The 25692-nt window shown below is 64.8% G+C and carries 21 protein-coding genes; 9 read left to right on the top strand and 12 right to left on the bottom strand.

Annotated elements, in window-relative coordinates; genetic code table 11:
* Nucleotides 1-52: 52 nt before the first annotated feature.
* Both KG104_RS01465 and KG104_RS01460 read right to left on the bottom strand, forming a co-directional pair.
* Complete coding sequence (locus KG104_RS01465) at nt 53-1504, bottom strand: polysaccharide pyruvyl transferase family protein (protein ID WP_207348378.1); 1452 nt, start codon at nt 1502-1504, stop codon at nt 53-55.
* Nucleotides 1501-2478, bottom strand: coding sequence for a glycosyltransferase family 2 protein (locus KG104_RS01460; RefSeq protein ID WP_207348377.1), 978 nt, complete (start codon nt 2476-2478; stop codon nt 1501-1503). The genes KG104_RS01465 and KG104_RS01460 overlap by 4 nt, the downstream gene beginning before the upstream one ends.
* A 295-nt stretch (nt 2479-2773) precedes the next feature.
* Between KG104_RS01460 and KG104_RS01455 the strand changes: the two genes are divergently transcribed.
* The gene (locus tag KG104_RS01455) at nt 2774-6664 is read left to right on the top strand and encodes a S8 family serine peptidase (RefSeq protein ID WP_207348376.1); all 3891 of its coding nucleotides are present in this window, start codon (nt 2774-2776) and stop codon (nt 6662-6664) included.
* A gap of 71 nt (nt 6665-6735) precedes the next feature.
* Here KG104_RS01455 and KG104_RS01450 read toward each other — a convergent pair whose 3' ends face one another.
* Nucleotides 6736-7623, bottom strand: a complete 888-nt coding sequence (locus KG104_RS01450) for an Fpg/Nei family DNA glycosylase (protein ID WP_207348375.1) — start codon at nt 7621-7623, stop codon at nt 6736-6738.
* Between the two features lie 70 nt (nt 7624-7693).
* Between KG104_RS01450 and map the strand changes: the two genes are divergently transcribed.
* The gene (map, locus tag KG104_RS01445) at nt 7694-8470 is read left to right on the top strand and encodes a type I methionyl aminopeptidase (protein WP_207348374.1); all 777 of its coding nucleotides are present in this window, start codon (nt 7694-7696) and stop codon (nt 8468-8470) included.
* 20 nt (nt 8471-8490) lie between these two features.
* On the opposite strand, the gene KG104_RS01440 is transcribed toward map, so the two are convergent.
* Nucleotides 8491-9990: a helix-turn-helix transcriptional regulator gene (locus KG104_RS01440; RefSeq protein WP_181032599.1), complete on the bottom strand. Its 1500-nt coding sequence runs from the start codon at nt 9988-9990 to the stop codon at nt 8491-8493.
* Between the two features lie 145 nt (nt 9991-10135).
* On the opposite strand from KG104_RS01440, the gene aceA reads away from it, so the two are divergent.
* The 4 genes from aceA to KG104_RS01420 all read left to right on the top strand — a co-directional run bounded on the left by aceA (nt 10136) and on the right by KG104_RS01420 (nt 15547).
* The gene (gene aceA, locus KG104_RS01435) at nt 10136-11449 is read left to right on the top strand and encodes an isocitrate lyase (RefSeq protein ID WP_207348373.1); all 1314 of its coding nucleotides are present in this window, start codon (nt 10136-10138) and stop codon (nt 11447-11449) included.
* Between the two features lie 98 nt (nt 11450-11547).
* Nucleotides 11548-13179 carry a malate synthase A gene (gene aceB / locus KG104_RS01430; RefSeq protein WP_104162016.1) on the top strand — a complete coding sequence of 544 codons (1632 nt, stop codon included), beginning with the start codon at nt 11548-11550 and terminating at the stop codon, nt 13177-13179.
* A gap of 123 nt (nt 13180-13302) precedes the next feature.
* Entirely contained in the window at nt 13303-14016 is a 714-nt protein-coding gene (locus KG104_RS01425) for a DsbA family oxidoreductase (protein WP_207348372.1), read from the top strand.
* 169 nt (nt 14017-14185) lie between these two features.
* Nucleotides 14186-15547 (top strand): amino acid permease, encoded by a 1362-nt coding sequence (locus KG104_RS01420; RefSeq protein ID WP_104055944.1) that lies wholly within the window; start codon nt 14186-14188, stop codon nt 15545-15547.
* 4 nt (nt 15548-15551) lie between these two features.
* On the opposite strand, the gene KG104_RS01415 is transcribed toward KG104_RS01420, so the two are convergent.
* From KG104_RS01415 to KG104_RS01405, 3 genes are read right to left on the bottom strand one after another with little or no spacing between them, the layout of a single operon-like run.
* Nucleotides 15552-15941, bottom strand: a complete 390-nt coding sequence (locus KG104_RS01415; RefSeq protein ID WP_207348371.1) for a hypothetical protein — start codon at nt 15939-15941, stop codon at nt 15552-15554.
* A 2-nt stretch (nt 15942-15943) separates the two neighbouring features.
* Nucleotides 15944-16627 (bottom strand): LytR C-terminal domain-containing protein, encoded by a 684-nt coding sequence (locus KG104_RS01410; RefSeq protein WP_104162019.1) that lies wholly within the window; start codon nt 16625-16627, stop codon nt 15944-15946.
* On the bottom strand, nt 16620-16919 hold the full coding sequence (locus KG104_RS01405) for a type II toxin-antitoxin system VapB family antitoxin (protein WP_104055710.1): 300 nt from the start codon (nt 16917-16919) through the stop codon (nt 16620-16622). The genes KG104_RS01410 and KG104_RS01405 overlap by 8 nt, the downstream gene beginning before the upstream one ends.
* Before the next feature lie 186 nt (nt 16920-17105).
* Between KG104_RS01405 and KG104_RS01400 the strand changes: the two genes are divergently transcribed.
* Entirely contained in the window at nt 17106-17999 is an 894-nt protein-coding gene (locus KG104_RS01400) for a Cof-type HAD-IIB family hydrolase (RefSeq protein ID WP_237688644.1), read from the top strand.
* A gap of 12 nt (nt 18000-18011) precedes the next feature.
* Here the strand turns inward: KG104_RS01400 and KG104_RS01395 are convergent, their stop codons facing one another.
* A complete protein-coding gene (locus KG104_RS01395) occupies nt 18012-18881 on the bottom strand; it encodes a LysR family transcriptional regulator ArgP (RefSeq protein WP_207348370.1) in 870 nt (289 codons plus the stop codon).
* A 69-nt stretch (nt 18882-18950) separates the two neighbouring features.
* Here KG104_RS01395 and KG104_RS01390 point away from each other — a divergent pair, with 69 nt between their 5' ends.
* Nucleotides 18951-19547 carry a LysE/ArgO family amino acid transporter gene (locus KG104_RS01390; protein WP_207348369.1) on the top strand — a complete coding sequence of 199 codons (597 nt, stop codon included), beginning with the start codon at nt 18951-18953 and terminating at the stop codon, nt 19545-19547.
* 51 nt (nt 19548-19598) lie between these two features.
* Here the strand turns inward: KG104_RS01390 and KG104_RS01385 are convergent, their stop codons facing one another.
* From KG104_RS01385 to KG104_RS01370, 4 genes are read right to left on the bottom strand one after another with little or no spacing between them, the layout of a single operon-like run.
* On the bottom strand, nt 19599-20996 hold the full coding sequence (locus tag KG104_RS01385) for a hypothetical protein (protein WP_207348368.1): 1398 nt from the start codon (nt 20994-20996) through the stop codon (nt 19599-19601).
* Entirely contained in the window at nt 20993-21892 is a 900-nt protein-coding gene (locus KG104_RS01380) for an ABC transporter ATP-binding protein (protein ID WP_207348367.1), read from the bottom strand. Before KG104_RS01380 ends, KG104_RS01385 begins: the two co-directional genes overlap by 4 nt.
* Nucleotides 21889-22995, bottom strand: coding sequence for a FecCD family ABC transporter permease (locus tag KG104_RS01375; RefSeq protein ID WP_207348366.1), 1107 nt, complete (start codon nt 22993-22995; stop codon nt 21889-21891). The genes KG104_RS01380 and KG104_RS01375 overlap by 4 nt, the downstream gene beginning before the upstream one ends.
* Entirely contained in the window at nt 22976-24109 is a 1134-nt protein-coding gene (locus tag KG104_RS01370; RefSeq protein WP_207348365.1) for an ABC transporter substrate-binding protein, read from the bottom strand. The genes KG104_RS01375 and KG104_RS01370 overlap by 20 nt, the downstream gene beginning before the upstream one ends.
* 314 nt (nt 24110-24423) lie before the next feature.
* Between KG104_RS01370 and KG104_RS01365 the strand changes: the two genes are divergently transcribed.
* On the top strand, nt 24424-25455 hold the full coding sequence (locus KG104_RS01365) for an isopenicillin N synthase family dioxygenase (protein ID WP_207348364.1): 1032 nt from the start codon (nt 24424-24426) through the stop codon (nt 25453-25455).
* The last annotated feature ends 237 nt before the right edge of the window (nt 25456-25692 follow it).

Here is a 25692-nt window from a genome sequence, read left to right as displayed (position 1 = left end):
CCGGTGGCCAATGGCCGCCGGTACCTTCTGCGGCATCAGTTAACGCCGCCGGTTAACGCCGGCGAAGCTTCGCGTACACCCGGTGCAGGGAAAGAGCCGTCTTGACCGTTCGGGAGTTCACCAGCCGCCGGTGTTCAGCCCGAAGGGAGGCCAGCTCCCCGTGCGCTTGAGCGAGGTAGGACCCCAGCCGATCCTCCTCGGCCTCGGACTGGGCAGCCATCGCAGACTGCGCGTAGAACTTCTCGCCAAGGGCCCTGGCTGCTGCCGCCCACTGCCCGGCAGCGCGAAAGACGGGCACCGGCGGAAGATCCTGCGGCGGGCCGGATACTGCCCGGTCCGAGAAGACTGCCGTCACACCGTCCCACCACTGCTTGGACCAACGGTTCCGGGCGGGCAGGACTGTGCCCAGATGAGCTGATACTTCCTCCTTCCGCTCCCAGACCTCTGTCAGGGCCGGAGCCAGCAGCCCCTCCTGCAGCCCCGGAAGGGGAAGGACAAAATCATCAAGACCCCAGTTGGCCAAGACGCCCTTCAGCCGAACCGCACTGTAATCATCCACGGCAAGGCCGACAACGGGCACTGAGCGGGAAAGCCCGAATACCGCCGGGTGGTAACGGGACGTCACAATCAGCGAAGCGCCGGCAGTCAGTGCAGCAGTTTCCCGTGCGGTGAGAACCGGCATGAGGCGGAAGGGAGAGGACATGGACTCGGCAATGCGGGCATGGGCGGACTTGTCCCAACCGTCCTCGTCTCCGATCCCTACATGGGGAAGGAACAGCACAGGCAGCCCGGTTTGACGGTGCAGAGCGTCCAACTCCGCGCCCAGCAAGGCATATAGATTTTCCAGGGAACCGGAAAGCGGAGAAATTGTGACCGCTACGTACCGGGGTTCCGGCGGATCAAAGGTGCGCCCTCCGGACAGGAATGACGCGTCGTCCACCCCCCGCACGGCGGGAACACCAATGCGGCGCGCGAGTTCAGCTGAAGATTGCTCCCGCACGGAGGTCAACTCCGCGGCGCGGAGCAGATCTGCCAGGACTACGGTGTCCGCGGCGCTGAGCTGCGGCCCCAGCGTCTGCCCGGAGACCACAACGGGCATGTTCAGCGACCGCGCGATGGCGACCACAGCGGCACGTTCATACAGCAGCCAGCCATAGCGTGAATTTAGATTTCCCCCGCCGGCAATGACCAGACCGTCGCACTTCCCCAGCTCACTGATCAGCCCCAGCGCCGGGTCGCCGGCCGGCAATTCGGCAGAGCCGGCCAGGTGTGCCCGGATTCGGCGCAGGTAGTCTTCCCGCTCGGCAGGCGGCCAGGGGAAAGCAAGCGCAGGTGCTGCGTCCAAGCCAAACAGCTGTTCCGTCTGCTGAGGATTACGGGACAGCATCAGGACCTGCAGTCCGCGGCTCCGGAGTTCATCCGCGGCCGCGTGCCCCATGGCCTCGTCACCGGCATGGTACGTGTCCTGGCCGAGATCGGCGAGGACGGCAATCCGCAGGGTCATCGCCGTCGCACTCCCTTAAGCGCACCCTTGAGCTTTGCTGCCGCCGTGCCCGCCCGCGCGAGGATGCTGGTCCGTTGCATCATGATGTGTTCCAGCCGCTGCGTGGCCTCGGTTAGCTGTTCCTGCATTTGGACCATCCGTTGCCGGTTCTCCAGCAGCATCTGTTCCTGCTCGGCCATCATGGCGCTGATCTGGAGAAGGACTCCCAGGTCCCTGCCGCTGCTGAGGTCCCTGCGCAGATACTCATCCCGGATGCTGCGGTCGAACCGCTCGTGGTCCCGCGCCTTGGCGAACAGGCTGTTGGCGTCGTCACCTCCTGTTGAGGGCCGCTGGCACCAGAACGCCAGCGGCTCCCCGTCGAGGAATCCAATACGATGGCGCGACAGCACCCGGAGGTTGAATTCCCAGTCACCGCAGACAGGGAGGGATTCGTTGTAATAGCCAAGTTCTTCATGCAGGGAGCGGCGGTAAAGGAACGAGATGGGCACCGCGCGATTAATCTGCAGCATGTCGCCCAGTGATATCTGCTGCATGTTTTCCCAAAAAGGCGCCGAACCGGTCTTGAGGATTTGTCCGTCGACAATTTCCTCATACCTTATTTGGGTTCTCACAACAACCCCTGCATCCGAAGAGTTTTCCAAATAGGAAACTGTCCGTTGCAGGAATTCCGGGTGCCAAAGGTCATCGTCATCATGGATGACGATGTACTCGGAATCACAGCTCTGAACACCGGAGTTGGATGCAGCTTCCATCCCCAGGCTCTGCTTGTTGTGCAGGATGTCAACGCGTTCCCTGGCCGCCTCCGGCAACCCGGCGATCACGTTGTCCACCGGCTCGGCGCTGCCGCCGTCATTGACGATCACCACGCGGAACTGACGGTAGGTCTGGTCAAAAATGTCTTGGAGGGCCCGCTGGAGGAAGTGCGGCCGGTTTTTGGTCCGGACGATGACGGCTACTGGATCCTGCGCTGGCACTTCACTCCCACGGTTCGGTCGGGTTCAGCTACCACGATATACCGATCCTCCAACGGGCTGCGCCGTAATGAAAAAAAGGAATGCTACTTACTGTTGACATCCGATTAGAGACAAACAAAAGTACCAGTAGCGCCATGATTTGGATCCTGACCGAAAGAATCATGGACCTAATTCAGCTCCACCATAACCAGCTCAGCCATTTAGTCACTTCCTCATTGCCCGGTCACGGTCGGTGGGTTCCGGAATCACCAGATTGCGGCCCCAAGCTCCGGCGAACTCTCTAACAAGGAGAAAAATGAACAATCCAAACCATCGGAGATCAGGAAAGGCTGCGCTGGCAACAATTGCCGGCCTGGCCTTGGTCTCCAGCATGTGGACCCCGGCTGCGGCCGTTGAGGGGAACACACCGGGGGATCCGACAGCCCAGGGACTTCCCCGGGTAACGCCGGATTTGAAAGTCTCTACAGATTTGAAGACGAAGCAGGGCCCAGTGTCCGTCTTCGTCCAGTTCACGGGCAAGGGCGCCTTTGAACAGACCCAGCCGCAGGAAGTCCGGGACGGATTCGCTGCACCGCTCAATAAGGCCCCGGAAGTCCAGCAGATCCGGGCTGCCATTGAAGCGCAGGCTGAGGAAGTTGCAGCGCAGGCTTCATCGAGCATCATCTACACCACCACCAATACCCTTCCGGGCGTAGCCATCAACGGAGACGCCGAAGCCATCCGTGCCCTGGCAGCCCGCGGGGACGTTGCCAAGATCACCGGTATCGTCCCCAAGACCTTCGACAACAAGGGCGGGGATATCGACGTCCGCGCTCTGGACTCCTGGGTTCAGCGGGACCAGACCGGCGAGGGTGTCACCATCGCCGTGCTGGATACCGGACTGGATTACACCCACTCCGATTTCGGCGGCCCCGGCACCCTTGAGGCTTTCGCCCAGGCGCAGGCCTCCGACACTGTGCCGGCCGCGGACTCGGGCCTCTATGACCCGGAGAAGTTCGCCGGCGGCTGGGACCTGGTAGGCGACGAATACAACGCGGATCCCTCGGATCCCGCACTGTACAGCCCCATTCCGAAGCCTGACGCGAATCCCCTGGACTGCCAGAGCCACGGCTCGCACGTGGCGGGCACCGCCGCGGGCTACGGCACCAACGCCGACGGCACCACCTTCAAGGGCGACTACTCAGCGCTCACCGCCGAGGACGTCAACAAGATGGGAATCGGCCCGGGCACGGCACCCGAAGCCAAGATTGTCGGCATCCGCGTCTTTGGCTGCGAAGGCTCCTCCGAAGTTGTCGGCCAGGCCCTGGACTATGTCCTTGACCCCAATAACGACGGCGACTTCAGCGACCGCGCACAGGTCGTCAACATGTCCCTCGGCTCCAGCTTCCCTGCCTATGACGATCCCGAAAACGACATCGTCAACGCCCTCACCGCCCAGGGCATCCTGTCCGTGGTCTCCTCCGGTAACTCCGGAGATATCTACGACATTGGCGGCTCCCCCGGCAGCGCCGAAACCGCACTGACCGTGGCCAACAGCGTCGGCTCCCAGACCACTCTGGACGCCGGTCAGGTTGTTGCCCCGGCAGAAGCCGTCGCAGCCGGCCAGTACACCGCCAGCTTCAACTACGCCAATGCTTCGACCGAGGCTCTGACGGGAACCGTCGTCATGGGCCCTGAGGGTGACAACTCCGACGGCTGCGCACCGCTCGACGCCGGCGCTGATGCCGGCAAGTGGGTCTGGCTTTCCTGGGATGAGAATGCGGCCACCCGCGAATGCGGTTCCGGCGTCCGCTGGAACAACGCAGCAGCAGCCGGTTACGCCGGCGTCGTCATCGACTCCACCCTCAATGGCTTCAGCGCCGGCATTGCCGGAAACGCCGCCATCCCGGGCATGCAGTTCACGGCCAAGACCTCCGAGGAACTGCGTCCCGCCGCCGAGGCCGGAACCCTTGAGGTCCGGCTGGATCCGACCCTCGTGGGCAGTGTGACCGGCGAGTCCGGTGCACTCGATACCCTGAACGACAGCTCCTCGCGGGGCGTCCACGGTACCAACGGCGTCATCAAGCCCGACGTCGCTGCACCCGGAACGCAGATCAAGTCCGCACAGGTAGGCACCGGCAGCGGAGCTTCCATCAAGAGCGGCACCTCCATGGCCGCCCCGAACGTTGCCGGCCTTGCCGCGCTGGTTGTGGGCGCCACGGATTACAACCCGTATGAGGTCAAGTCGATCATCATGAATACGGCCACCCATGACCTCCTGACCGGCGACGGAGTGGCCTACGCGCCGAACCGTGTTGGTTCGGGCCGCGTGGATGCGCTCGATGCCCTGAACACCAAGGTCTTCGCCTACGCCACCGACCAGCAGGGCCTGACGTCAGTCAACTTTGGTGTCCTGGAAGTCGGTGCCTCCCCGGTTGAACTCTCACGTTCGGTGACCATCGAGAACAAGGGCGATTCCCCGAAGACCTACACGGCCGAGTACCTCGAAGCCACCAAGGTCCCGGGAGTATCGATCACTGTTGACGGCGGTCCGGTAACGGTCCCCGCCAACGGCAAGACCGAAATTGCCGTCACCCTGCGTGTTGACGATCCTGCAGCACTGGCCAAGACCATTGACCCGGCCGCTGAGAAGGATCAGCTTGGCGTTCCCCGCCAGTACCTGGCTGAAGCCTCCGGCCGCCTGCAGCTGACCAGCGACGACTCGGTCCTGCGGGTTCCGGTGTACTCGGCTCCGAAGCCTGTTTCGGACCTCAAGACCGGTGGCAAAATCACGTTCCCGAGCGCGGACGCCCTCTCCACTGCAGCCACGTTCAACGGCCGTGGCCTTGCCCAGGGCGAGAAGAGCGAAGGCTACGTCTCACTGGTCACCCCGCTGGTCCTCGGTGCAGAAAGCCCGCGCCGGACCAACCTGGCACTGGAGTCCCTGTCCTCACTGGACCTGCGGACTGTGGGAGCGTCCTCCAATGCACCCGCACTCGCAGCAGCGGGCGCGGATGTAAATGCAGCGGACCTGACCATCGGCCTGAGCACGTGGCAGAACTGGGCCACGCTGAACAGCAACAGCCAGATCCAGGTCGAACTGGACACCGACTCGGACGGCAAGGCCAACTTCGTTGCCCTGACCGCCCGGGCCACCGGCCTGGACCAGACCGTGTTCCAGATCCTGTCCGTGGAAAACGATGAAATCGCTGCTCCGCTGGACTTCCTGGGACTGGCCAACGGCCAGTTCGGTGATGTTGATACCAACATCTTCGACACCAACGTGGTGACGCTTCCGATCCCGGCCGCTGCACTGGGCCTGGACCTGAGCACCTCGGCACCGATCAACTACCGCGTCATGACCTCCAACGTCATGAACGTGGATGAGAGCGGACAGATGGTTCCGGTCGATTCCACCGACTGGATCGCCTTCGACGTCGCACAGCCCGCTGTGTGGTTCAACGGCACAGAGGGCAGCGAAAATGTCAGCACCTTCGTTGCACAGGACAAGACCGTTCTGGGTGTCAACCGCCAGGCGGGCACCACGGACGCCAAGGCCCTGTTCCTGCAGCACCACAACGCCGAAGGGGTCAAGGACCAGGTCACTCCGATTGAGGTGGGCGCCCTGCGCTTCTCCGACGTCGCCGGAACCAAGTTCGAGACTGAAATCAACTGGATGGCCGATCAGGGCCTGACCACGGGTTATGCGGACGGTACCTTCCGCCCGCTCGGCTCGATCAACCGTGACGCCATGGCGGCGTTCCTTTACCGCCTGGCCGGATCCCCGTCGTACAACGCGCCGGCGACCAGCCCGTTCACGGACGTAGCCACGGATAACCAGTTCTACAAGGAAATCTCCTGGCTCGCCGAGACCGGCATCTCCACCGGTTACCCGGACGGATCCTTCCGCCCGCTGGCTCCGGTCAAGCGTGACGCGATGGCTGCGTTCATGAACCGGTTCGCCGGCGAGCAGTGCTCCGTTGAGGACGCCTCGGGCTACAAGTCCCCGGGTGCGGCTTCCTTCACCGACGTTGCCACGAACAACCTCTTCCACAAGGAAATCTCGTGGATGAAGGATTCGGGCGTTTCCACAGGCTGGCCGGACAGCACGTTCCGTCCGCTTGAGGATGTCTCGCGTGAAGCCATGGCGGCGTTCATCAACCGCCTGGACGGTTACACCACCGACAACGGCGGTAGCTGCAAGTAAGCACCTGCGGTTACAAACAGCGGGCCCGGGAGAATCTCCCGGGCCCGCTGTTTTGCTGTCCTGCACTGGTGTTATTTCAGCAGCCTGGACATCCGGCGGTCCGCCAGCAGCTTGCCGCCGGTCTGGCAGGTGGGACAGTACTGCAGTGAGGAATCGGCGAAGGAAACTTCGCGAACCGTATCCCCGCACACCGGACACAGCTCCCCTGTTCGGGCGTGCACCCGCAGGGCACGGCGTTTGGAATCCTTGAGTTCAGCCGCCGGACGGCCCGCAGCATTCTCGTTCGCGGACTCCAGTACCGCACGCATGGCCTGGTAGAGCCGTTCCACTTCCTCCGGATGAAGCTTGGATGCGTTGGCGAAAGGTGAGAGGTGAGCCGCGTGCAGGATTTCATCGCTGTATGCGTTGCCGATTCCCGCGATCACTGACTGGTCCCGCAGCAGCCCCTTGATCTGGCCCCGGTGCCCGGCCACCAGCGCCGCAAACGCCTCGAAGCCGACGTCGAACGCCTCCGGTCCCAGCCGCGCAATGCCCGGCACCTCCGCCGGGTCCTGCACCAGATACACGGCCAGGGACTTCTTGGTTCCCGCTTCGGTGAGGTCGAACCCCGGCTCATCACCGCCCGCCTCCCGGGATGCGAACCGGACCCGCAGCGCCATCCGCCCCTTGCCGGGACGCAGTTTTCCAGGCTTGAGCGCGTCCGACCACCGCAGCCAGCCGGCCTTGGCAAGGTGCATCACCAGATGCGCTCCCCCGGCGGTAATGATGAGGTACTTGCCCCGGCGCTCCACAGCCGTCACAGGTCCCGCCTGCAGTGCGTCGAGCGGGACGCCGGCAGTTTTCAGCACAGCGAAGGAAAGCACTTCAACATCGGCCACCCGGGCCGGCGGCGCGTCCTCGGGCAGCAGCTTGGTCCGCAAAAAATCGGCCAGTCCCTGCACTTCCGGCATCTCAGGCATGCATACACCCTAGACGGTCTGCCAGACTGCAGAACAGATCCATATTTCCACCGCCCAAGAAAGGCGCCACATGATCGAGATCCTGAACCCGGCCGAAGTAGCAAAGGCGCGGGTCACCGGCAGACTGGTCGCAGACATCCTGCAGACCCTGAAAAAGCGAGCCGCCGTGGGCACCAACCTGCTGGAGATCGACCAGTGGACAGCCCGGATGATCCAGGATGCCGGAGCAGAATCCTGCTACGTGGATTATGCCCCGTCCTTTGGCCGCGGACCGTTTGGGCATTACATCTGCACGGGCGTCAACGATGCAGTGCTGCACGGCCTGCCCCACGATTACGAGTTGCAGGACGGGGATCTCCTGAGCCTGGACCTGGCCGTAGCCAAGACCGGAATTGCCGCCGACTCCGCCATCAGCTTCATCGTGGGAGACACCAGACCGGCACAGAGCGTTAAGCTCATCACCGCCACCGAGCGCGCGCTGGCTGCCGGAATTGCCGCCGCCGGACCGGGGGCACGCATCGGTGACATCTCATACGCGATCGGAACGGTGCTCACTGATGCCGGGTATCAGGTGAATACCGAGTTCGGCGGCCACGGCATCGGGTCAACCATGCACCAGGACCCGCATGTCCCCAACACGGGCAGGCCGGGACGCGGTTACACGCTCCGGCCGGGACTGATGCTGGCACTGGAACCGTGGATCATGGCCGACACAGCCCAGCTCACCTTCGATGCCGACGGCTGGACGCTTCGAAGTGCCACCGGCGCCCGCAGCGCGCACAGCGAACACACCATCGTCATAACGGACGACGGCGCGGAGATCCTCACGCTGCCTTCGTCGTCGTAACTGCGGGCGCTGCGCTGCGGTCAGTCCCCGGCGTGGGCCTGCAGGAATGAATACACCTCTGTCTCATCCACACCGGGAAATGCGCCCGGCGGCAGCGCCGCCAGAAGGTGTGAGTGGGCCCGGGCGCTGGGCCAGGCAAACCCCGACCACTGCGATGCCAATTCGCCCGGCGGCGTGCGGCAGCAGTCCGGATCGGGGCAGCGGGACTTGGACCGCTCGGTGGTGTCCCGGCCCCGGAACCACTTCACGTGCTGGTACGGCACGCCAATGCTGAGTGAGAACTTGCCGGCCGATCCCCGTTCAATGCGTGCCGTGCACCAGTAGGTGCCTGCCGGTGTATCGGTGTACTGGTTGAACGCGCTGAACTGGTCCGGGACGGAGAAGACCTCCCGGGAGGTCCAGTACCGGCAGATTGGCTGCCCCTCAATGGCGCCGGTGTGATCGGCAGGGAACGTCACGCCGTCGTTCTCATAGGCCTTGTAGACAATGCCGCTCTCGTGAACCTTCTGGAAGTGGGTGGGGATGCCCAGGTGTTCCGTGGCGAGGTTCGTGAACCGGTGCGCCGCGGTCTCGTAGGACACGGCGAAGGCATCGCGGATGTCCTCGACGGCAATCTCCTTGGCGGCCTTGGCCCGCTGCAGGAACTCCACGGTGGCCTTCTGGGGCAGCAGCAGTGCCGCGGCAAAGTAGTTTGTGGCCACCCGCTGGCCCAGGAACTCGCCGTAACTGCTGGGAGTTTGGTGCTGGAGCACAAAGTGGCCCAGCGCCTGCAGCAGCACCGAGCGCGGATCGTGGTCCGAACGCTGCGACTGCGTGAGATAGATCCGCCGGTTCTTCAGATCCGTGACGGACCGGGTGGAGTGCGGCAGGTCATTCACATGATGCAGGCTGAAGCCCAGGTGCGCAGCGATATCGGCGATCACATGCTGGGACAGCGGACCGGACGTGTGTCCCACCGAATCCAGCACCTTCTGCGCCTCGGCCTCGTATTCGGGGAAGTAGTTGTTCCGCTCGCGCATCATGGCCCGCAGCTCACCGTTGGCCCGGCGCGCTTCCTCGGGCGTGGCCACCTGTTCATTGAGGCGGCGCTCGAGCTCCGCCTGCAGTCCCACCAGGGATTCGAGGACATCGATGGGCAGCCGGGAGCCGATCCTCACCTTCGGCAGTCCCAAGGACGCGTAGAGGGGCCCGCGCTGGGCGCGCTCCAACTCAATCTCAAGGGCAGCACGCCGGCTGGGCGGCTCGGCACCCAGCAGCGAATCGATGCTGACGTCCAGTGCGGCGGCCAGCGCCTGCATCATGCCCAGCTTCGGTTCGCGTTTGCCGTTCTCAATCAGCGACAGCTGGGAGGCCGCGGTTCCGACGGCGGCGCCCAGGTCATCGAGCGTCATCCCCTTGGCTTTGCGCAGGTGCCGGACGCGCCGGCCCAGGCTGATCACGTCCAAAGTGCGCTCCGCTTCGGACCCCGGAGCGGATTTGCGGGCTGCCGGAGCGGGCCGGTTCCATGTTGTGTCGGTCACAAATTCACATTATGCGAAGAACTGCATTTCTTGCCAGAGAAAACTCCTAGAAAGGGGGTTGTTATTGCCGCAGAGTTGGTTGCACAGAGGAAATCACCGGTTGAAACGGCCGGAGATGCAGCAACACTTCAAGGAGACGTTGGTCATGACCCAGGAACAGAACACCGCACCCACCGCCGAGCAGCTTACTTCCGAATGGGCTTCGGATCCCCGCTGGGCAGGCATCGAGCGCGACTACACCGCCGACGACGTCGTGAAGCTCCGCGGCCGCGTCCAGGAAGAGCACACGCTGGCACGCCGCGGTTCTGAGAAGCTCTGGGACCAGCTCCGCAACGCCGGCGACGAGGGCTACACCAACGCCCTGGGTGCCCTTACCGGCAACCAGGCCGTGCAGCAGGTCAAGGCCGGCCTCAAGGCCATCTACCTCTCCGGCTGGCAGGTCGCAGCTGACGCGAACAACTCCGGCCACACCTACCCGGACCAGTCCCTGTACCCGGCCAACTCGGTTCCCACCGTTGTCCGCCGCATCAACAACGCTTTGCTCCGTGCCGACCAGATTGAGTTTGCTGAGGGCATCCAGAGCGTGGAGGACTACATGGTCCCGATCGTGGCCGACGCCGAAGCCGGCTTCGGCGGACCGCTGAACGCCTACGAGCTGATGAAGTCCATGATCCAGGCCGGTGCGGCAGGCGTTCACTGGGAAGACCAGCTCGCCTCGGAGAAGAAGTGCGGCCATCTCGGCGGCAAGGTCCTGATCCCCACCGGACAGCACGTCCGCACCCTGAACGCCGCCCGCCTGGCGGCGGATGTTGCCGGCACGCCCACCGTCGTCATTGCCCGCACCGACGCCGAGGCAGCCACGCTCATCACCTCCGATGTGGACGAGCGTGATCAGGAGTTCATCATCCGTGAGAACGGAGAGCCAGTTCGCACCCCCGAAGGTTTCTACAAGGTCCGCAACGGGATCGAGCCCTGCATCGCCCGAGCCAAGGCCTACGCCCCGTATTCGGACCTGATCTGGATGGAGACCGGCACCCCGGACCTGGAGCTGGCCCGCAAGTTCGCGGAGTCCGTCCGCTCCGAGTTCCCCGACCAGATGCTGGCTTACAACTGCTCGCCGTCCTTCAACTGGAAGAAGCACCTGGACGATGACACGATCGCCCGGTTCCAGCGCGAGCTCGGCGCCATGGGCTTCAAGTTCCAGTTCATTACCCTGGCCGGCTTCCACGCCCTGAACTACTCCATGTTCGACCTGGCCCACGGCTACGCCCGCAACGGCATGAGCGCCTACGTGGAACTGCAGGAGAAGGAATTCGCTTCCGAATCCCGCGGCTACACCGCCACCAAGCATCAGCGCGAGGTCGGCACCGGATACTTCGATGCCATCGCCACCGCGCTGAACCCGACCGGAAGCACCCTGGCCCTGGCCGGCTCCACAGAGTCCGCCCAGTTCCACTAACCCCGGCTCTCAGAAGCCGGATGCGGCGGGGGTGGCGGAATCTTCCCCACCCCCGCTGCGTCTACCCCACAGCTTTGAATCATCCCAAGGAGAACGCCATGAATGACCCAATCACCCTGAACGGTATTTCCCTCACCGCTCCCGCTGTGCGGCGGCAGGAGGAAATCCTCACCCCGCAGGCGCTTGATTTCGTCAAGGCACTGCACCGGGCCACGGCCTCCCGCCGGCAGGAGCTGCTCCAGCAGCGCCAGGCCCGCCGGACGCAGATCTCCAACGGGGCCGATCCTTCCTTCCTGGCTGAGACCCGGTCCATCCGCGAAGACGATTCCTGGCGGGTGGCCCCCACGGCCCCCGGGCTGGAGGACCGGCGCGTGGAAATCACCGGTCCGGTGGACCGCAAGATGACCATCAACGCCCTGAACTCCGGCGCCAAGGTGTGGCTGGCGGACATGGAGGACTCCTCCACGCCGTCGTGGTCCAACGTCATCAACGGCCAGCTGAACCTGCGGGACGCCCTGGACCGCCGAATCGACTTCACCTCCCCGGAGGGCAAGGACTACAAGGTGCAGGGCACGTCCCTGACAGACCTGCCCACCATCGTGGTCCGCCCGCGCGGCTGGCACCTGCCCGAGAAGCACATGCTGGTGGACAACACTCCGATCGCCGGCGGCATCGTGGACTTCGGCCTGTACTTCTTCCACAACGCCCAGCGGCTGATCTCGCAGGGCCGCGGCCCCTACTTCTACCTGCCGAAGATCGAGAACCACCTCGAAGCCCGGCTCTGGAATGACATCTTTGTCCTGGCACAGGACCTCATGGGCATCCCGCAGGGCACCATCCGTGCCACCGTGCTGATCGAAACCATCACCGCAGCGTTCGAGATGGAGGAAATCCTCTACGAGCTGCGGGACCACGCCGCCGGCCTGAACGCCGGCCGCTGGGACTACATCTTCTCCGTGATCAAGAACTTCCGCACCCGCGGACCCCGGTTCGTACTGCCGGACCGCAACATGGTGACCATGACCGCTCCGTTCATGCGCGCCTACACCGAGCAGCTGGTGCGTGCCTGCCACCGCCGCGGAGCTCATGCCATCGGCGGCATGGCTGCCTTCATCCCCAACCGCAAGGACGCGGCAGCCAACGACGTCGCCATGGAAAAGGTGCGCGCTGACAAGACCCGCGAGGCGAACGACGGTTTTGACGGTTCCTGGGTGGCGCACCCGGACCTGGTTCCGGTGGCCATGGAGGTGTTCGACGGCGTCCTCGGCGAGCGTCCGAACCAGCTGGAACGCACCCGCGAAGACGTGGTCCCCAATGACAAGGCGCTGCTGGACGTCGCTTCCACACCCGGCGTCATCACCGAAGCCGGTATCCGCAGCAACATCGAGGTGGGCATCCGCTACATCGAGTCCTGGCTGCGGGGCAACGGTGCGGCCGCCATCAACAACCTGATGGAGGACGCCGCCACGGCGGAAATCTCCCGTTCGCAGATCTGGCAGTGGATCCATGCCTCGGCCGTCACGGACGAGGGCGAGATCATTACGCACCGCTGGGTGGAGGAACTGCTGGACGAGGAGTTCGGGAACCTGCAGCGTTTCGACGGCGACCGTTTCGAGGATGCCAGGGAACTCTTTGAAGAGGTTGCCTGCGGCGAGCAGTTCCCCACCTTCCTGACGGTGCCGGCCTACGCCCGGTTCCTGCACGAGGCAAAGGAACTGGAACCGGCCTAACCTTTTGCCGGTGCGGATACGCCTTCAGTATCCGCACCGGCGGGAGGACCGGGACCGTTTTTCCGTAAAGCGTTCCATGACGCTGCGGGAATGGGTCCCGGTCCTTTCTGCGTTGCAGGGGTTATGAAGATTGATATTTGGTCCGACATTGCCTGCCCGTGGTGCTACATCGGCAAGCGCCGCTTCGAGGCTGCCCTGGCAGCTTTCCCGCACCGGAATGAGGTGGAGGTGACCTGGCGCAGCTACCAGCTCGATCCCTCCCTGCCGGCTCACTATGACGGCACCGAGGTCCAGTACCTCAGCGAACGCAAGGGCATCGATCCGCAGCAGCTGGCCGGCATGCTGGAGCAGGTGACCGCCCAGGCCGCCGGTGAGGGCTTGTCCTACGATTTCGATTCCCTGGTGGTGGCCAACAGTTTTCCGGCCCACCGTCTGATCCATCTGGCCCGTGCAGAGGGCGGCTCCGAAGCGGCCGACGCCGTCAAGGAGGCGCTGCTTTCGGCCCACTTCGAGAAGGGGCAGGACATCGGGTCAACGGAGGTGCTGAGCGGGATCGGTGCCGCAGCGGGCGTTGACCCGGACCGGGTACGCTCCATGCTGGCCACCGACGAATACACCGACGCCGTAAACGCCGACATTGCGCAGGCCCGGTCCCTCGGAGTCAGCGGCGTGCCGTTCTTCGTCCTCGATGAAAAGTATGGGATTTCCGGCGCCCAACCCGTCGAACTCTTCACCTCCGCCCTGGAACAGGCCTGGCAGGAATCCCACCCTCTGGTGAACCTCACGCCGGCCTCGGCCTCCGCCGACGGCCCAGCCTGCGGCCCGGACGGCTGCTAGGGACTTAGCCGGCAGGTTCAAGGGCTGAAAATCACGATCCACACGCACGGGCGTAATATGGATAGGCCGACTATTCGGCCTATCCCCCAATCTCCAAGGTGCGTTCTCTTTGAAGTCCTCCTTTACCCAGGCGCTGGCCCGCGGCCTGAATGTCCGGCACATCCGCTTCATGGCGCTGGGTTCGGCCATCGGCACCGGACTGTTCTACGGTTCGGCGTCGGCCATCCAGTCCGCGGGGCCGGCAGTCCTGCTGGCCTACATGATCGGCGGCGCGGCTGTGTTCCTGGTCATGCGGGCGCTCGGCGAGATGGCGGTGCGGCATCCGGTCTCCGGCTCGTTCGGCGACTATGCCAGCCGCTACCTGGGCCCGTTTGCCGGCTTCATCACGGGCTGGACCTTCGCCTTCGAAATGGCGGTGGTGGCCATTGCCGACGTCACCGCCTTCGGCATCTACATGGGCTTCTGGTTCCCGGACGTGCCGCGCTGGATCTGGATTTTGGCGGTGGTGCTGCTCATCGCGGCGCTGAACCTGATGCGGGTCAAGGTCTTTGGCGAAACCGAGTTCTGGCTCTCCATCCTGAAGGTCAGTGCCATCATCGCCATGATTGTGGGCGGTATTGCGATCATCGTGTTCGGTTTCGGACTCGACGACGGCGCCAACCCGGGCATGGGCACTCTCCTGGGTTCCGGCGGTTTCTTCGCGAACGGCTTCTGGGGCCTGCTGGCGTCCTTCTCCATCGTGATGTTTGCCTTCGGCGGCATTGAGACCATCGGCATCACCGCCGGCGAGGCGGAGGATCCGAAGAAGGCCATCCCCGCTGCGGTGAACACCGTGCCGTTCCGGATCCTGCTGTTCTACGTCTGCACCCTGGCCGTGCTGATGATGATTTTCCCGTGGCAGGATATTGACGGCTCCACCAGTCCCTTTGTGCAGATCTTTGATTCGCTCGGCATTACCGCCGCGGCGCACATCCTCAACGCAGTGGTCATCACCGCCGCACTGTCCGCCATCAACGCCGATATTTTCGGTGCCGGCCGCATGATGTACGGGCTTGCGAGGCAGGGCCAGGCACCGGCGTCGTTCGCCAGAGTCTCGAAAAACGGTGTGCCCTGGATGACCGTGGCCACTATGGCGGGAGTGCTGCTGGCCGGCGTCGTGCTTAACGCCCTGCTGCCCGAATCGCTGTTCACGATCATCGCCTCGATTGCCACCTTCGCCACTGTGTGGGTCTGGCTGATGATCCTGCTGTCGCACATTTCGATGAAGCGCGACATCGCCCGCCGCAACCTGCCCGCCTCGGAGTTCGGTGTACCGTTCTGGCCCGTTGCTTCCTATGCTGCGCTGGCCTTCATGGTGTTCATTGTGGTGCTGCTCGGTGTCATGCCGGGCACCCGGGTGGCCCTTATCGTGGGCGCCGCCTGGATAGCGCTGCTCTTCGTGGCCTACCGTCTGTGGGTCCGAGGCGACGGACGGGTGCGGGCCGATCTGGCGGATGAAACGGTCGACTCCCGGGCGGATTCCTCGGCCTAAGAAACTAGACGGGCCGGGTGCGGAGCGCCAGCACGACGACGGCGGCTCCCACCCCCGCGAACACCGCCTCCAGCGGCTGGAATTCTATGAAGGCGATTTCCCACGCTTCCAGTCCGATCAACGCAGTTCCGGCGGCAGCGGAGACCAGGGGTGCGGCCCGGTGCCGCCGCAGGGTGAGCAGCCCGGCGATCAGGTAGCCGCCTCCGCAGCCGGCGGCCAGAAGCAGGCCGGGGAGCCTCCAGTCGGTAAACGGAGTCCGCCGCAGCGCTGACGGGTCGGCATGCAGGAAAGCGCCGTCCGGCCGCACGGCCAGGAGAAGCCCGCCGCCAAGAGCCGCCGCGGACGTTGCAAATTCCAGTCCGATCAGTGCGCGCTCTTCCGGGGTGCGCCTCATCGCTAGCCTGCCGGCGGTGCCGGCGTCTCGGACATCCACGGGCAGCTCATCGGTCCGGCGGCTGAGGCCGAAATTTTATCCGCGGGCACCAGTGCCGCATACCCTGACCCCAGAACCACGTCCACCGTGGTGTCGGCCCGGTCATCCTGGACATATTGTGTTGCGGGGATCTGCTGCTGCAGCGTAAACGCAGCCTCTTCACCGTCCGGACCGGAGATGATGATAGCGGTCATGCCCTCGCGGTTGACCGAGCCGTTGCCCACGATTCCCTTTTGAAAGCCCCGCTGGGCGAGCGCTTCGGAGACCTGGGAGGCCAGCCCGGCGGTCGCCGTCGTGTTGTAGACATTCACCGTGATGGTGTCCGGATCCTGATAGGTAAACGGTCCCGCGGGACATTCCGTGGAGGCAACCGGTTTTGTTTCGGGTTCCGAGAGGACAATCCAGCCCCGCAGGACAGCTAGGGCGAAAAGTGCTGCGGCCAGCAGCACCGCCAGAAGCAGGCCTATGACAATCCGGTGCCGCTGCTGCCGGCGGCGCGCCAGCCGCACCCTTGCCGCTTCATTCGCCTCCGCGTCAAACACGGCCCCGAGATCATCCTCCGTGACAATCCGGTGACCGTGCCATTCGGTGGGATCGCTCTTGGCTGCCCTGTTCCGATGCTGCACACCGGAGGGCTTGTCAGTCATCGATTACCAGGACGCGTGCATGCAGGATGGTCCGCTGGTGCAGGGCGGTTCGCACCGCCCGGTGAAGTCCGTCTTCCAAATACATGGTGTCCCTCCATTGCACAACGTGCGGAAATAAATCTCCGAAGAAGGTGGAATCCTCTGCCAGCAGGGCACCAAGGTCAAGAGTGCTCTTGGTGGTGACCAGCTCATCGAGCCGGACCTGCCGGGGAGGCACCGCTGCCCAGTCCTTGGGTGTTACATATCCATGGTCGGGGTAAGGGCGTCCGTCGCCAACAGCTTTGAAGATCACTAATACAGACTAAAGAAGATCTGCATCCTTTGAAACAGCGCACCCCGGCGGGGCGTTCGCATTCGGTTACAAAACGGTCACCGCGGACCCTGATGGGCCGGATCCGGCCTCCCACCAGCACAAATGCAGCCCTCCGCATGGCAGCGGGCATTTTTCCGGGACCTGGCCCGGTGGAATACTGGCACAGTGACTTTCTCCCGATTTGGACTCCTGCTCGACGTCGACGGCCCGGTGGCCAGCCCGGTGACCCGATCCGTGCCCGCTGGGATTATTGCGGATCTCGTGGAGCTTGCAACCGCCGGATGGCCTGTCATCTTCAATACCGGCCGGTCCGATGCCTTCATCCGCGAGCAGGTGATGGCGCCGATGATCGCCGCGGGCCTTCCGGCTGACACCACTGTGCATGCGATCTGCGAAAAGGGCGCTGTCTGGTTCTCCTTCACCGGCTCCGGTCCCGATGAGCCGCAGGTTGATTCCGCTCTGGCCCTTCCCGGCAACTACGCCGACGCCGTCCGGCAGCTGGTGGCAGCTAAGTACAGCGGGCACATGTTCTACGACGAAACGAAACGGGCCATGGTGTCCGTGGAGCAGCACGTGGACGTGGCCAACGCCGATTACCTGGCCGAGCAGCAGCAGTTCGACGCCGATGCCCTGGCCTTGATGGAGAAGTTCGACCTCGGGGTGTGCCGGCTGGAACACCACGCTCCCGACAGCGACGATTCCATTGACTACCGCATCGATCCCACGATCATTTCCACCGATATAGAAGCGCTGGGCGTCGGCAAGGACCTCGGCGCCCGCCGCGCTCTCTCGCTGCTGGAGTCAGCCGGCACGGAGATTCCCCACATTTGGCGCACGGTCGGGGATTCCCGCACGGATTACGCGATGGCGGATGAGCTGCACGCGCTGGGTTACGACGTTGCGCACGTGGACGTCCGCCCGGCCGACGGCGTTCCGGCCAAACCGTATCCGGTGCTCACCGCCGGCGACCGCATCCATGAAGACGCCGGCGGTGCCTACTTTGCGCGCTGGGCTTCCATGGCTGCGGGCAGGGCAACCGGCGACGACGGCGTGAGCTGATTTTCAGGTGGGCTAGTTTCGCAGCTGACGGGCTGCCCGGCGGACCGCTGCTGTGAGCCGGTCAAGGCGCTTGGACTGAAGCCCCCAGGACTGCCAGTACAGAACGACGTCGTGGTGTGCCCGGGCATCGAGCAGTACCAGCGTGCCGTCGTCGAAGTCCGAATCCACCTGCAGTTCCGGCACCATCCCCCAGCCCAGCCCGGCGCGTATGGCAGCTACGAAAGCCTCCGACGAGGGGACGGTGTGCATCGGAGGTTTGCCGGAGGTGCTCCGGGAGGCCAGGAAACCGCGCTGCAGGTCATCCTTGGCGTTGAACTGCAGCACCGGCATGGCGTCCCAGTCGGGGCCGCCTGCCCCGGCAAACCGGTCCCGCAGCCCGGGAGCGGCGGCAGGGACGTAACGCATTGCTCCCAGCCGGATCGCCCGGCAGCCGTTCGCCGGAGACCGGTCCGACGTCACCGCCCCCATCACGTCACCCTGCCGCAGCAGCCGGCTGCTGTAATCCTGGTCCTCAACGTGCAGGTCAAGGGTGGTGTCCGCCCAGTTAGCGGCTTCCGCGAGCACGGGCAGGAACCACGTGGCCAGGGAATCGGCGTTCACGGCCAACCGTGTGGCGGCCAGTCCCGGCGCCTGGGACCCCAGTGCCTCCCGGGCCTCGGCCTCCAGCAGCTGCATCTGCCGGGCCATCCGCAGCAGGACGGCTCCGGGTTCCGTGGGACTGCACGGCACGCCGCGGCGGATCATGATCTGGCCCTCCGCGTTTTCCAGGGCCTTGATCCGCTGGCTTACCGCTGACGGGCTGATGTGCAGCCGGTCCGCCGCCGCTTCGAAAGTACCCTCGTCCACGACGGCGGCCAGTGCCCTCAGATGCTCAAAGTTCATGAAGCAAAGCTAATGCATCCTGAAAATCATTCGTTGGATTGAATCCGTGCCGCTGGCTACGGTGAACACATGTTAAGCATCGCGGCAACCGGCATGGTCACCGGTCTGGGACTCATCATGGCTATCGGAGCCCAGAACGCTTTTGTGCTGCGGCAGGGTCTGCGCCGCGAGCACATCTCGGTGGTGGTGATGCTGTGCATCGTCAGTGACGTGCTGCTGATATTCGGCGGCACCGCGGGGATCGGCGCGCTGGTGGCCCGCTTTCCCGCCGCCCTTGAAATTCTCCGTTGGGGCGGGGCCGCCTACTTGGCCTGGTGGGGTATCCGATCGCTGATCTCTGCCCTGCGCCCCGCTGCCCTGACCGCCCAGGCGCCGCGCGCCAAAGGAACCGTCATCCTGACCACCCTTGCGCTGACCTTCCTGAATCCGCATGTTTATCTGGACACCGTGGTGCTGCTGGGCAGCCTGGCGAACCAGCACGGGCCGGACGCCCGCTGGGTTTTTGCGGCCGGTGCCGCCGTCGGCAGTTGTCTCTGGTTCGCTGCGCTGGGTTACGGCGCGCGCTCGCTGTCCCGCGTGCTGAACCGGCCCCGAACCTGGCAGATACTGGACCTGCTCATCGGCATCGTGATGCTGGTTCTGGCCGTCCGGCTAGCTCTGGGCTGACGCTCATTCTGGATTGGGGCTGGTCGATTTACCGCCGGCGGGAACGAACGCTTAGCTGCTCGGAACGTGCGTGGCCGTCACCCAGCGCAGCAGCGAGTACAGCAGCTGCGAAGCACCGGGCATGAACCCCGAACCGTGGTGATAGACCGGATCCATAGTGGTCACCAGCAGACGGGCCGGCTGGTTCACCTCGTCCACGTATAGCAGGGCCCCGGAGTCGGCGCCGTCCTCCTCCATGACCACCAGGGACCGGGCACCGGCGGGCGGATGCAGCAGTCCGTGATGGTGCCAGGACACCGCCCGCGGCGTGAAGTATTCCCACATCGGGTCCTCGGGCAGCCGCAACCGCGTGCCGTTGTCCTCGCCGGTGCGCCAGGCCCAGAACACGGTGGGCCGGAAGGTGTAGCCGACGCCGGGCAGCCACTGTTCCACCTTGTTCTCGCCGAGGATAATCACGGTCTTGGCCGGGTCCTGCAGTGCGGCGCGAACTGCAGGGGCAAATCGGGCCAGCTGGCCCTGGTGCAGGCGGTCCCCCACGATGATCACGTCCAGGCCGGCAAGCGCTGAGGGATCAGCTTCAGGCAGGTACACGGATTCAATCCGATAGGGGGCCAGGGCGGGATCGGCGAGCGTGCGCAGCGCCGGGAACGTGCCGCCGTGCAGCAGCCCGATCCGCGGGGCGGCGCCGGGTGCCGGTTCTCGGCGCCCGACGGCGACGGATTGGCCGGCGGACGGCGGCGGCGGAACTGCGGCAACCGAGTTCCGTTCCGCGGTTTCCGGTCCGGCCAGCTTCTTGCCGGGAGTCCGAGTTCCGCCCTCCAGCCAGTGCACCAGGTTGGGACCGATCTCTCCGATCGAATACCTGTCATCACTGAAGCTCTCCAGATCATTGCCGCCGTGGACCAGCACCTCGCCGTCGCCCAGCCGGTAGCTGTAGTCCAGCGGCAGCAAATACTGGCCGATGCCCGTGACAACGCTGGCACCTTCGGGCAGGTCCAGATGGTAGCCGCGGCCGTAGAAGCCGGCGACGCCGATCTCTTCCAGCTTCTCGTAGCTGTGTGTTCCGGGCACACCCGTGCGGTAGTGCAGGTCCCGATAGTCGACGCCGTGCCAGACCGGATGGGCGGTGACCGAATGCGGACGGACGTCCTGTGCGCCGCGGAATTCTAGTTTTCGCCAGACCGCCAGTCCGTCAATGAAGGGCTTCACCACTTGGCCGTTGACCAGCACCCGGCCGCCGGAGCGGACAAAACCACTCAGTGCCTCGCGGTGCCGGCACAGCAGCAGGTGGTCAGCACCCCCGCCGATCACCAGTGCGTCCGCGGACAGGATCCGGGCGCGGGCGGCGTCGTCGTCCAAGTCGTACGCGTCAACGTCTTCGAGTGCGCCGCGCCAGGACGGGTCGTTCTGGGCGCGCATCGGCGTACCGCCGATCAGCCGGAAAATCACGGGAGGTCCTTTCGAAGGGGGATGGAGGTGAGGGGCGCGGAGCCGAAGGGCAGTGCGCAGTCCTTGCGGCAGGAAGGGCCGAAATCCGGCACCGCGATCACCCGGTTGCCCGACTCGGTGCCGACAGTTGGGGTGCAGATGGGGAGTCCGTAGACCGCCGAGAGTGCGGAGCTGGTCAGCATGTCGTCAGTGGGTCCCCAGCGGGTGTCGTCGCTGCCGACAAACAGCAGCGCGTTGCGCGAAACATGCAGGGCGTGGTCCGGATGGTGGGTGGTCATGATGACACCCATCCCGTCCGAGGCAAGTCCCGCGAGGACACCGAGCACGCGTGACTGATTGTGCAGGTCCAGTGCCGAGGCGGGCTCATCCAGGACGAGCAGCTCGGAGCCGGAGGCCACGGCCCGCGCGATCAGGACCAGCTGCCGCTGGCCGCCGGACAGCTCGGCGTAGGAGCGGTTGGCCCAGCCGGCCACACCCACCCGTTCCATGGCCGCGTCGGCAGCGTCGTGGTCCTCCCGGCGGGGGCTCTGATACGCGCGCAGGTGGCGGCTGCGGCCCATGAGCACCATCTCGGCCACGGTGTAGGACGTACCGCCGGCGCCGTGGTCCTGCGGAACATAGCCCACGGCAGCCGCGGTGGTGATCTGCCCCTCGCGCGGGGCAAGCAGGCCTGACAGGCATTTGAGCAGCGTGGTTTTGCCGCGTGCGTTGGGCCCGAGGATGGACAGGATTTCCCCGCGCTCCAGGGTGAAGCCGAGATTTCGGAACAGCCAGGGCCGCACCCGGGAGTAGCGGAAACCCAGCCCGGAAACCTGCATCAGGGTGGCCTCCGATGCGGCAGCCGCCTGGGAGGAAGCCTCGTCGGAGCCGGAATCCAGGACAGGAAGGGTGGTCATTGCATCTCGCCTTTTTTCTGGGAACGGGCCAGCAGCCACACGAACACCGGGGCGCCGATAACGGCGGTCAGGATGCCCAGGGGCAGTTCGCTGCTGGTGAGGGAGCGGCTGAGGGTATCAATGAGCATCAGATAGGTGCCGCCGAGCAGCAGTGACGCGGGCAGCAGCACACGGTGGTCCGGGCCAACCCAGAGCCGGGCCAGGTGCGGAACCACCAGGCCCACCCACCCGACGGCGCCGGCCACGGCCACGGTCCCGGCGGTCATCAGGGCCACGGCGCAAAGCAGCACCACGCGGGAGCGGTGCGGATTAACGCCCAGGGCAGCGGCGTCGTCGTCGCCCAGCGAGAGCACGTTCAGCCGCCACCGCATAGCCAGGACCACGGCCGCGCCGAGGGCAACCGGGATCAGCGCGGTCAGCACCTTGTCATACCCGGCGGCGGCGATGGACCCCAGCAACCAGTGCACAATCGACGGCAGCTCGGAATACGGGTCCGCTGTGTACGTGATGAAGGAGACCAGGGCGTTGAAGAACGCCGCCACCACAATGCCGCCGAGCACGATCATCAGCATGGGTCCGCCGCTGCCGCCCAGCCGGCCCAGCAGGAGCACGACGGCGAGGGCGGCCAGTCCAAAGCCGAATGCTCCGCCCACCATCGCGCCGCCGGACAGGCCCAGAGTCAGCACCAAGACGCCGCCAAACGACGCCCCGGCGGTGACGCCGATAATGTCCGGGCTGACCAGCGGATTGCGGAACAGTGCCTGCAGGCAGGCGCCGCCCAGGGACAGGGCGCCGCCCACCAGGAAGGCCAGCAGGACCCGCGGAAGACGCACATCCAGGACCACGGTAGCTTCCTGCTCGGTCCAGGTCCGGCGCACGGCGCCCTCACCGCCGCCGGCCCCTAAGAGTGCAGTGGCTTCGTTGGCCAGGATGCGCAGGATTTCGTTCGGCGGAACCCAGTACCGGCCGGCCGCCATCGAAATCAGCGCGACCGCACACAGGAGCAGGACGCACAGCAGCAGCGGCACCCGGTGGCTGCGCGCCGGCGGGCGGGGAGCTGTCGCCGTCGTCGTCGTGCCGGGCTTAACCGCGGAAGACGTCATAGCCGGCGCTTTCCCTGTTGAGTTCCATCCGGAGAGCGGCATCAATCTGGGCTTCGGACATCTCGTAGTTGTACAGGTAGGCAATTTTCTCGGCCATGGCGGCGCGCAGCGTGTGGCCGGTGAGTTGCGGATGGTAGAGCTCGGCGGCCCACTGCCACATCAGCGGAGACTCGGCGCAGGGAACTTCCCAGCGGTAGCCTCCCAGCGGCGCCTTGTACACACGGCGGTTGCGGACCGCGGAAACGGAGGCCAGGGACTTGTCGGCGTAAACCTCTGCGGGGGTGCGGGCGTCGAAACCGCCCAGCGTAATGACCTCCGGATCCCAGGTGATGAGCTGTTCGGCGCTGACCACGTTTTCTGCGGAAATGTTGTCCGCTGCCATGTTCCGCCCGCCGGCCAGTTCCATCCAGTAGTGCATGTAGGAGGACTTGTTGGAGGCCGAGTAGCCGTCACCGGACTGGCCCAGATGGACCACGCGCACCGGAGTCAACACGCCGGAGAGTTCCTTCTCCAGCCGGGCGATCTCGGCGTGCATCCAGTCCACAATTTCGGTGCCGCGCTCCTGCTTGCCCAGGATGGTGGAGAACAGCTGCACCCAGGTTTCCAGGTATTCCTGTGTGCCGTAGAGCAGGCAGACGGTCTTGAAGCCCGCGTTTTCCAGCGGTTCCACCAGTCCGTCGCCCTGGTCCGCCCACTGGAACACGACGTCGGGCTGCAGTTTGGTGATGGTTTCAATGTTGGGCGTGAAGCTCGACGGGGAAATGGTGGTGGTGCTCTTGGACTCGGGGTACATCTCACCGAACAGGCCCTGCTTGTTGGCCTGGAGGGTGGATTCGTTGATGCCCACAATGCGCTCGTAGCCGCCGTCCACTGCGGCGAGCATCGACGGCGACGGGATGACCGTCGTCGCAATCCGCTGCACGGGAGCGTCGAAGGACACCTCTATGCCGCGCATGTCGGTGACGGTGAAGCCGCCGGAACCCGCCGCGCTTCCGGCTGCCGCAACGGTTTCACGGGAGGAGCAGGCACCGAGGGCAAGGGCAAGAAGACCCAGACCGGCACCGCCGAGAACATGGCGGCGGGAGGTTCCGCGGGGAGGGTGGGAGGCGCTCAACAACGTTCCTATCGGGGTTGGTAGGTAAGGCTTACCTAAAGACTGATGTGTATATCAGACCATATGGAACGGATTAGCGCACATTTATGTGTACTAATTATTCGACGGTGCCCCGCGCGGATACAATCACTCACCCCGGCACGAATCCCCATCCGCCGCCGGGCCGGTCTAACCCCTGATCGTGTCGCCACAAGACGCCGTATTACGCACCTGTCCACAGTGGCCGGAATAAAAGCGCAGGTCAGCAAGGGACAAGACGGCGCCGTCGTAACATTTGCTACTTACTTGACAGCGGCCGGTGGTAGCTTCGCTCTATGACTGAGATCCCCACCTCGATTCCCGTCCTGGACCTGAGCACCGCCCGTAATGCCGACGGTTCCTTCAACCCCGAGTTCATTGCACAGCTGCGTGATGCCACGCACCGCATCGGCTTCTTCCAGTTGGTGGGCTACGGCGCAGGCGAAGCCAAGGTGGACGATCTGTTTGACGTCACAAAGCGCTTCTTTGATTTGCCGCTGGAAAACCGGCTGGAGCTGGATAACCGGAAGTCTCCGCACTTCCGCGGGTACACCAGGCTGGGCACCGAGCTGACGCAGGGACGTCCGGATGCCCGCGAGCAGGTGGACTTCGGCCCGGAGCGCGAGCCCGTGGCGGATTACCCGAAAGATCAGCCGTTTTGGCTGGTTCAGGGTCCCAACCTGTTCCCCGATGAGGTGCTGCCCGAGCTGCGGCAGAAGTCGATGGAGTGGGGCGAGCTGATGTCGGAAGTGGGCGCCGAACTGCTCAGCGCCATTTCCGTCTCGCTGGATCTGCCCGAAGACCACTTCGCCGAGCCCTTCGAAGGAACTCCCGCGTGGATGGCCAAGCTCATCCACTACGTGGGTGGCGTGGTCAAGGAAGCAGGCACCCAGGGCGTCGGGTCGCACGCCGACTATGGCTTCGTGACCCTGCTGCTGCAGGATTCGGTGGGCGGCCTGGAGGTTCGTCCGCATGAATCGGATACGTGGATTCCGGTGGATCCGATCCCGGGTGCGCTGGTGGTCAACCTGGGCGAGATGCTCGAGGTTGCCACGCAGGGCTACCTTTCCGCCACCATTCACCGGGTCACCGCACCGGCTCCCGGCGTGGACCGCTACGCCATTCCGTTCTTCTGGTCCCCGCGCCTGGACGCCGTCATTGACTCGGTGGAACTTCCCGCCGAGCTGGCGGCACAGTCCCGCGGCATCTCCGATGATCCGGAAAACCCCATGCTGGCGTCCTACGGCTCCAATGTTCTCAAGGGCTGGCTGCGCGCCCATCCGCAGGTTGCCCAGCTGCATCACCCGGAGCTGGTTTCCGCCAAGTAACGCGCAGGCACGACGGCGCTGCCCGGCTGGTTGCCGGCGGCGCCGTTTTGCATCTGCCCGCTGGCTGCTGAGGCAATGAGGAGGCCCGGGGTCAACCACCGGAATCTCCATTGACACAACGCAGCGCGTTGAGGATCCTACTGCTAGGCCCTGCAGTCGCCGCGACGGAGCGGTCACTCACGTCACCACTCGGCAGCACCGTCTGCCCGCCGCACTCGCCGTGCGACGCCCCTCTCT

Origin of the sequence: Arthrobacter sunyaminii (assembly GCF_018866305.1) — a bacterium.
In the GTDB taxonomy this organism is placed as follows: domain Bacteria; phylum Actinomycetota; class Actinomycetes; order Actinomycetales; family Micrococcaceae; genus Arthrobacter_B; species Arthrobacter_B sunyaminii.
Note: the sequence above shows the minus strand (reverse complement) of the source record. Positions and strands in the feature narration are given on the sequence as shown.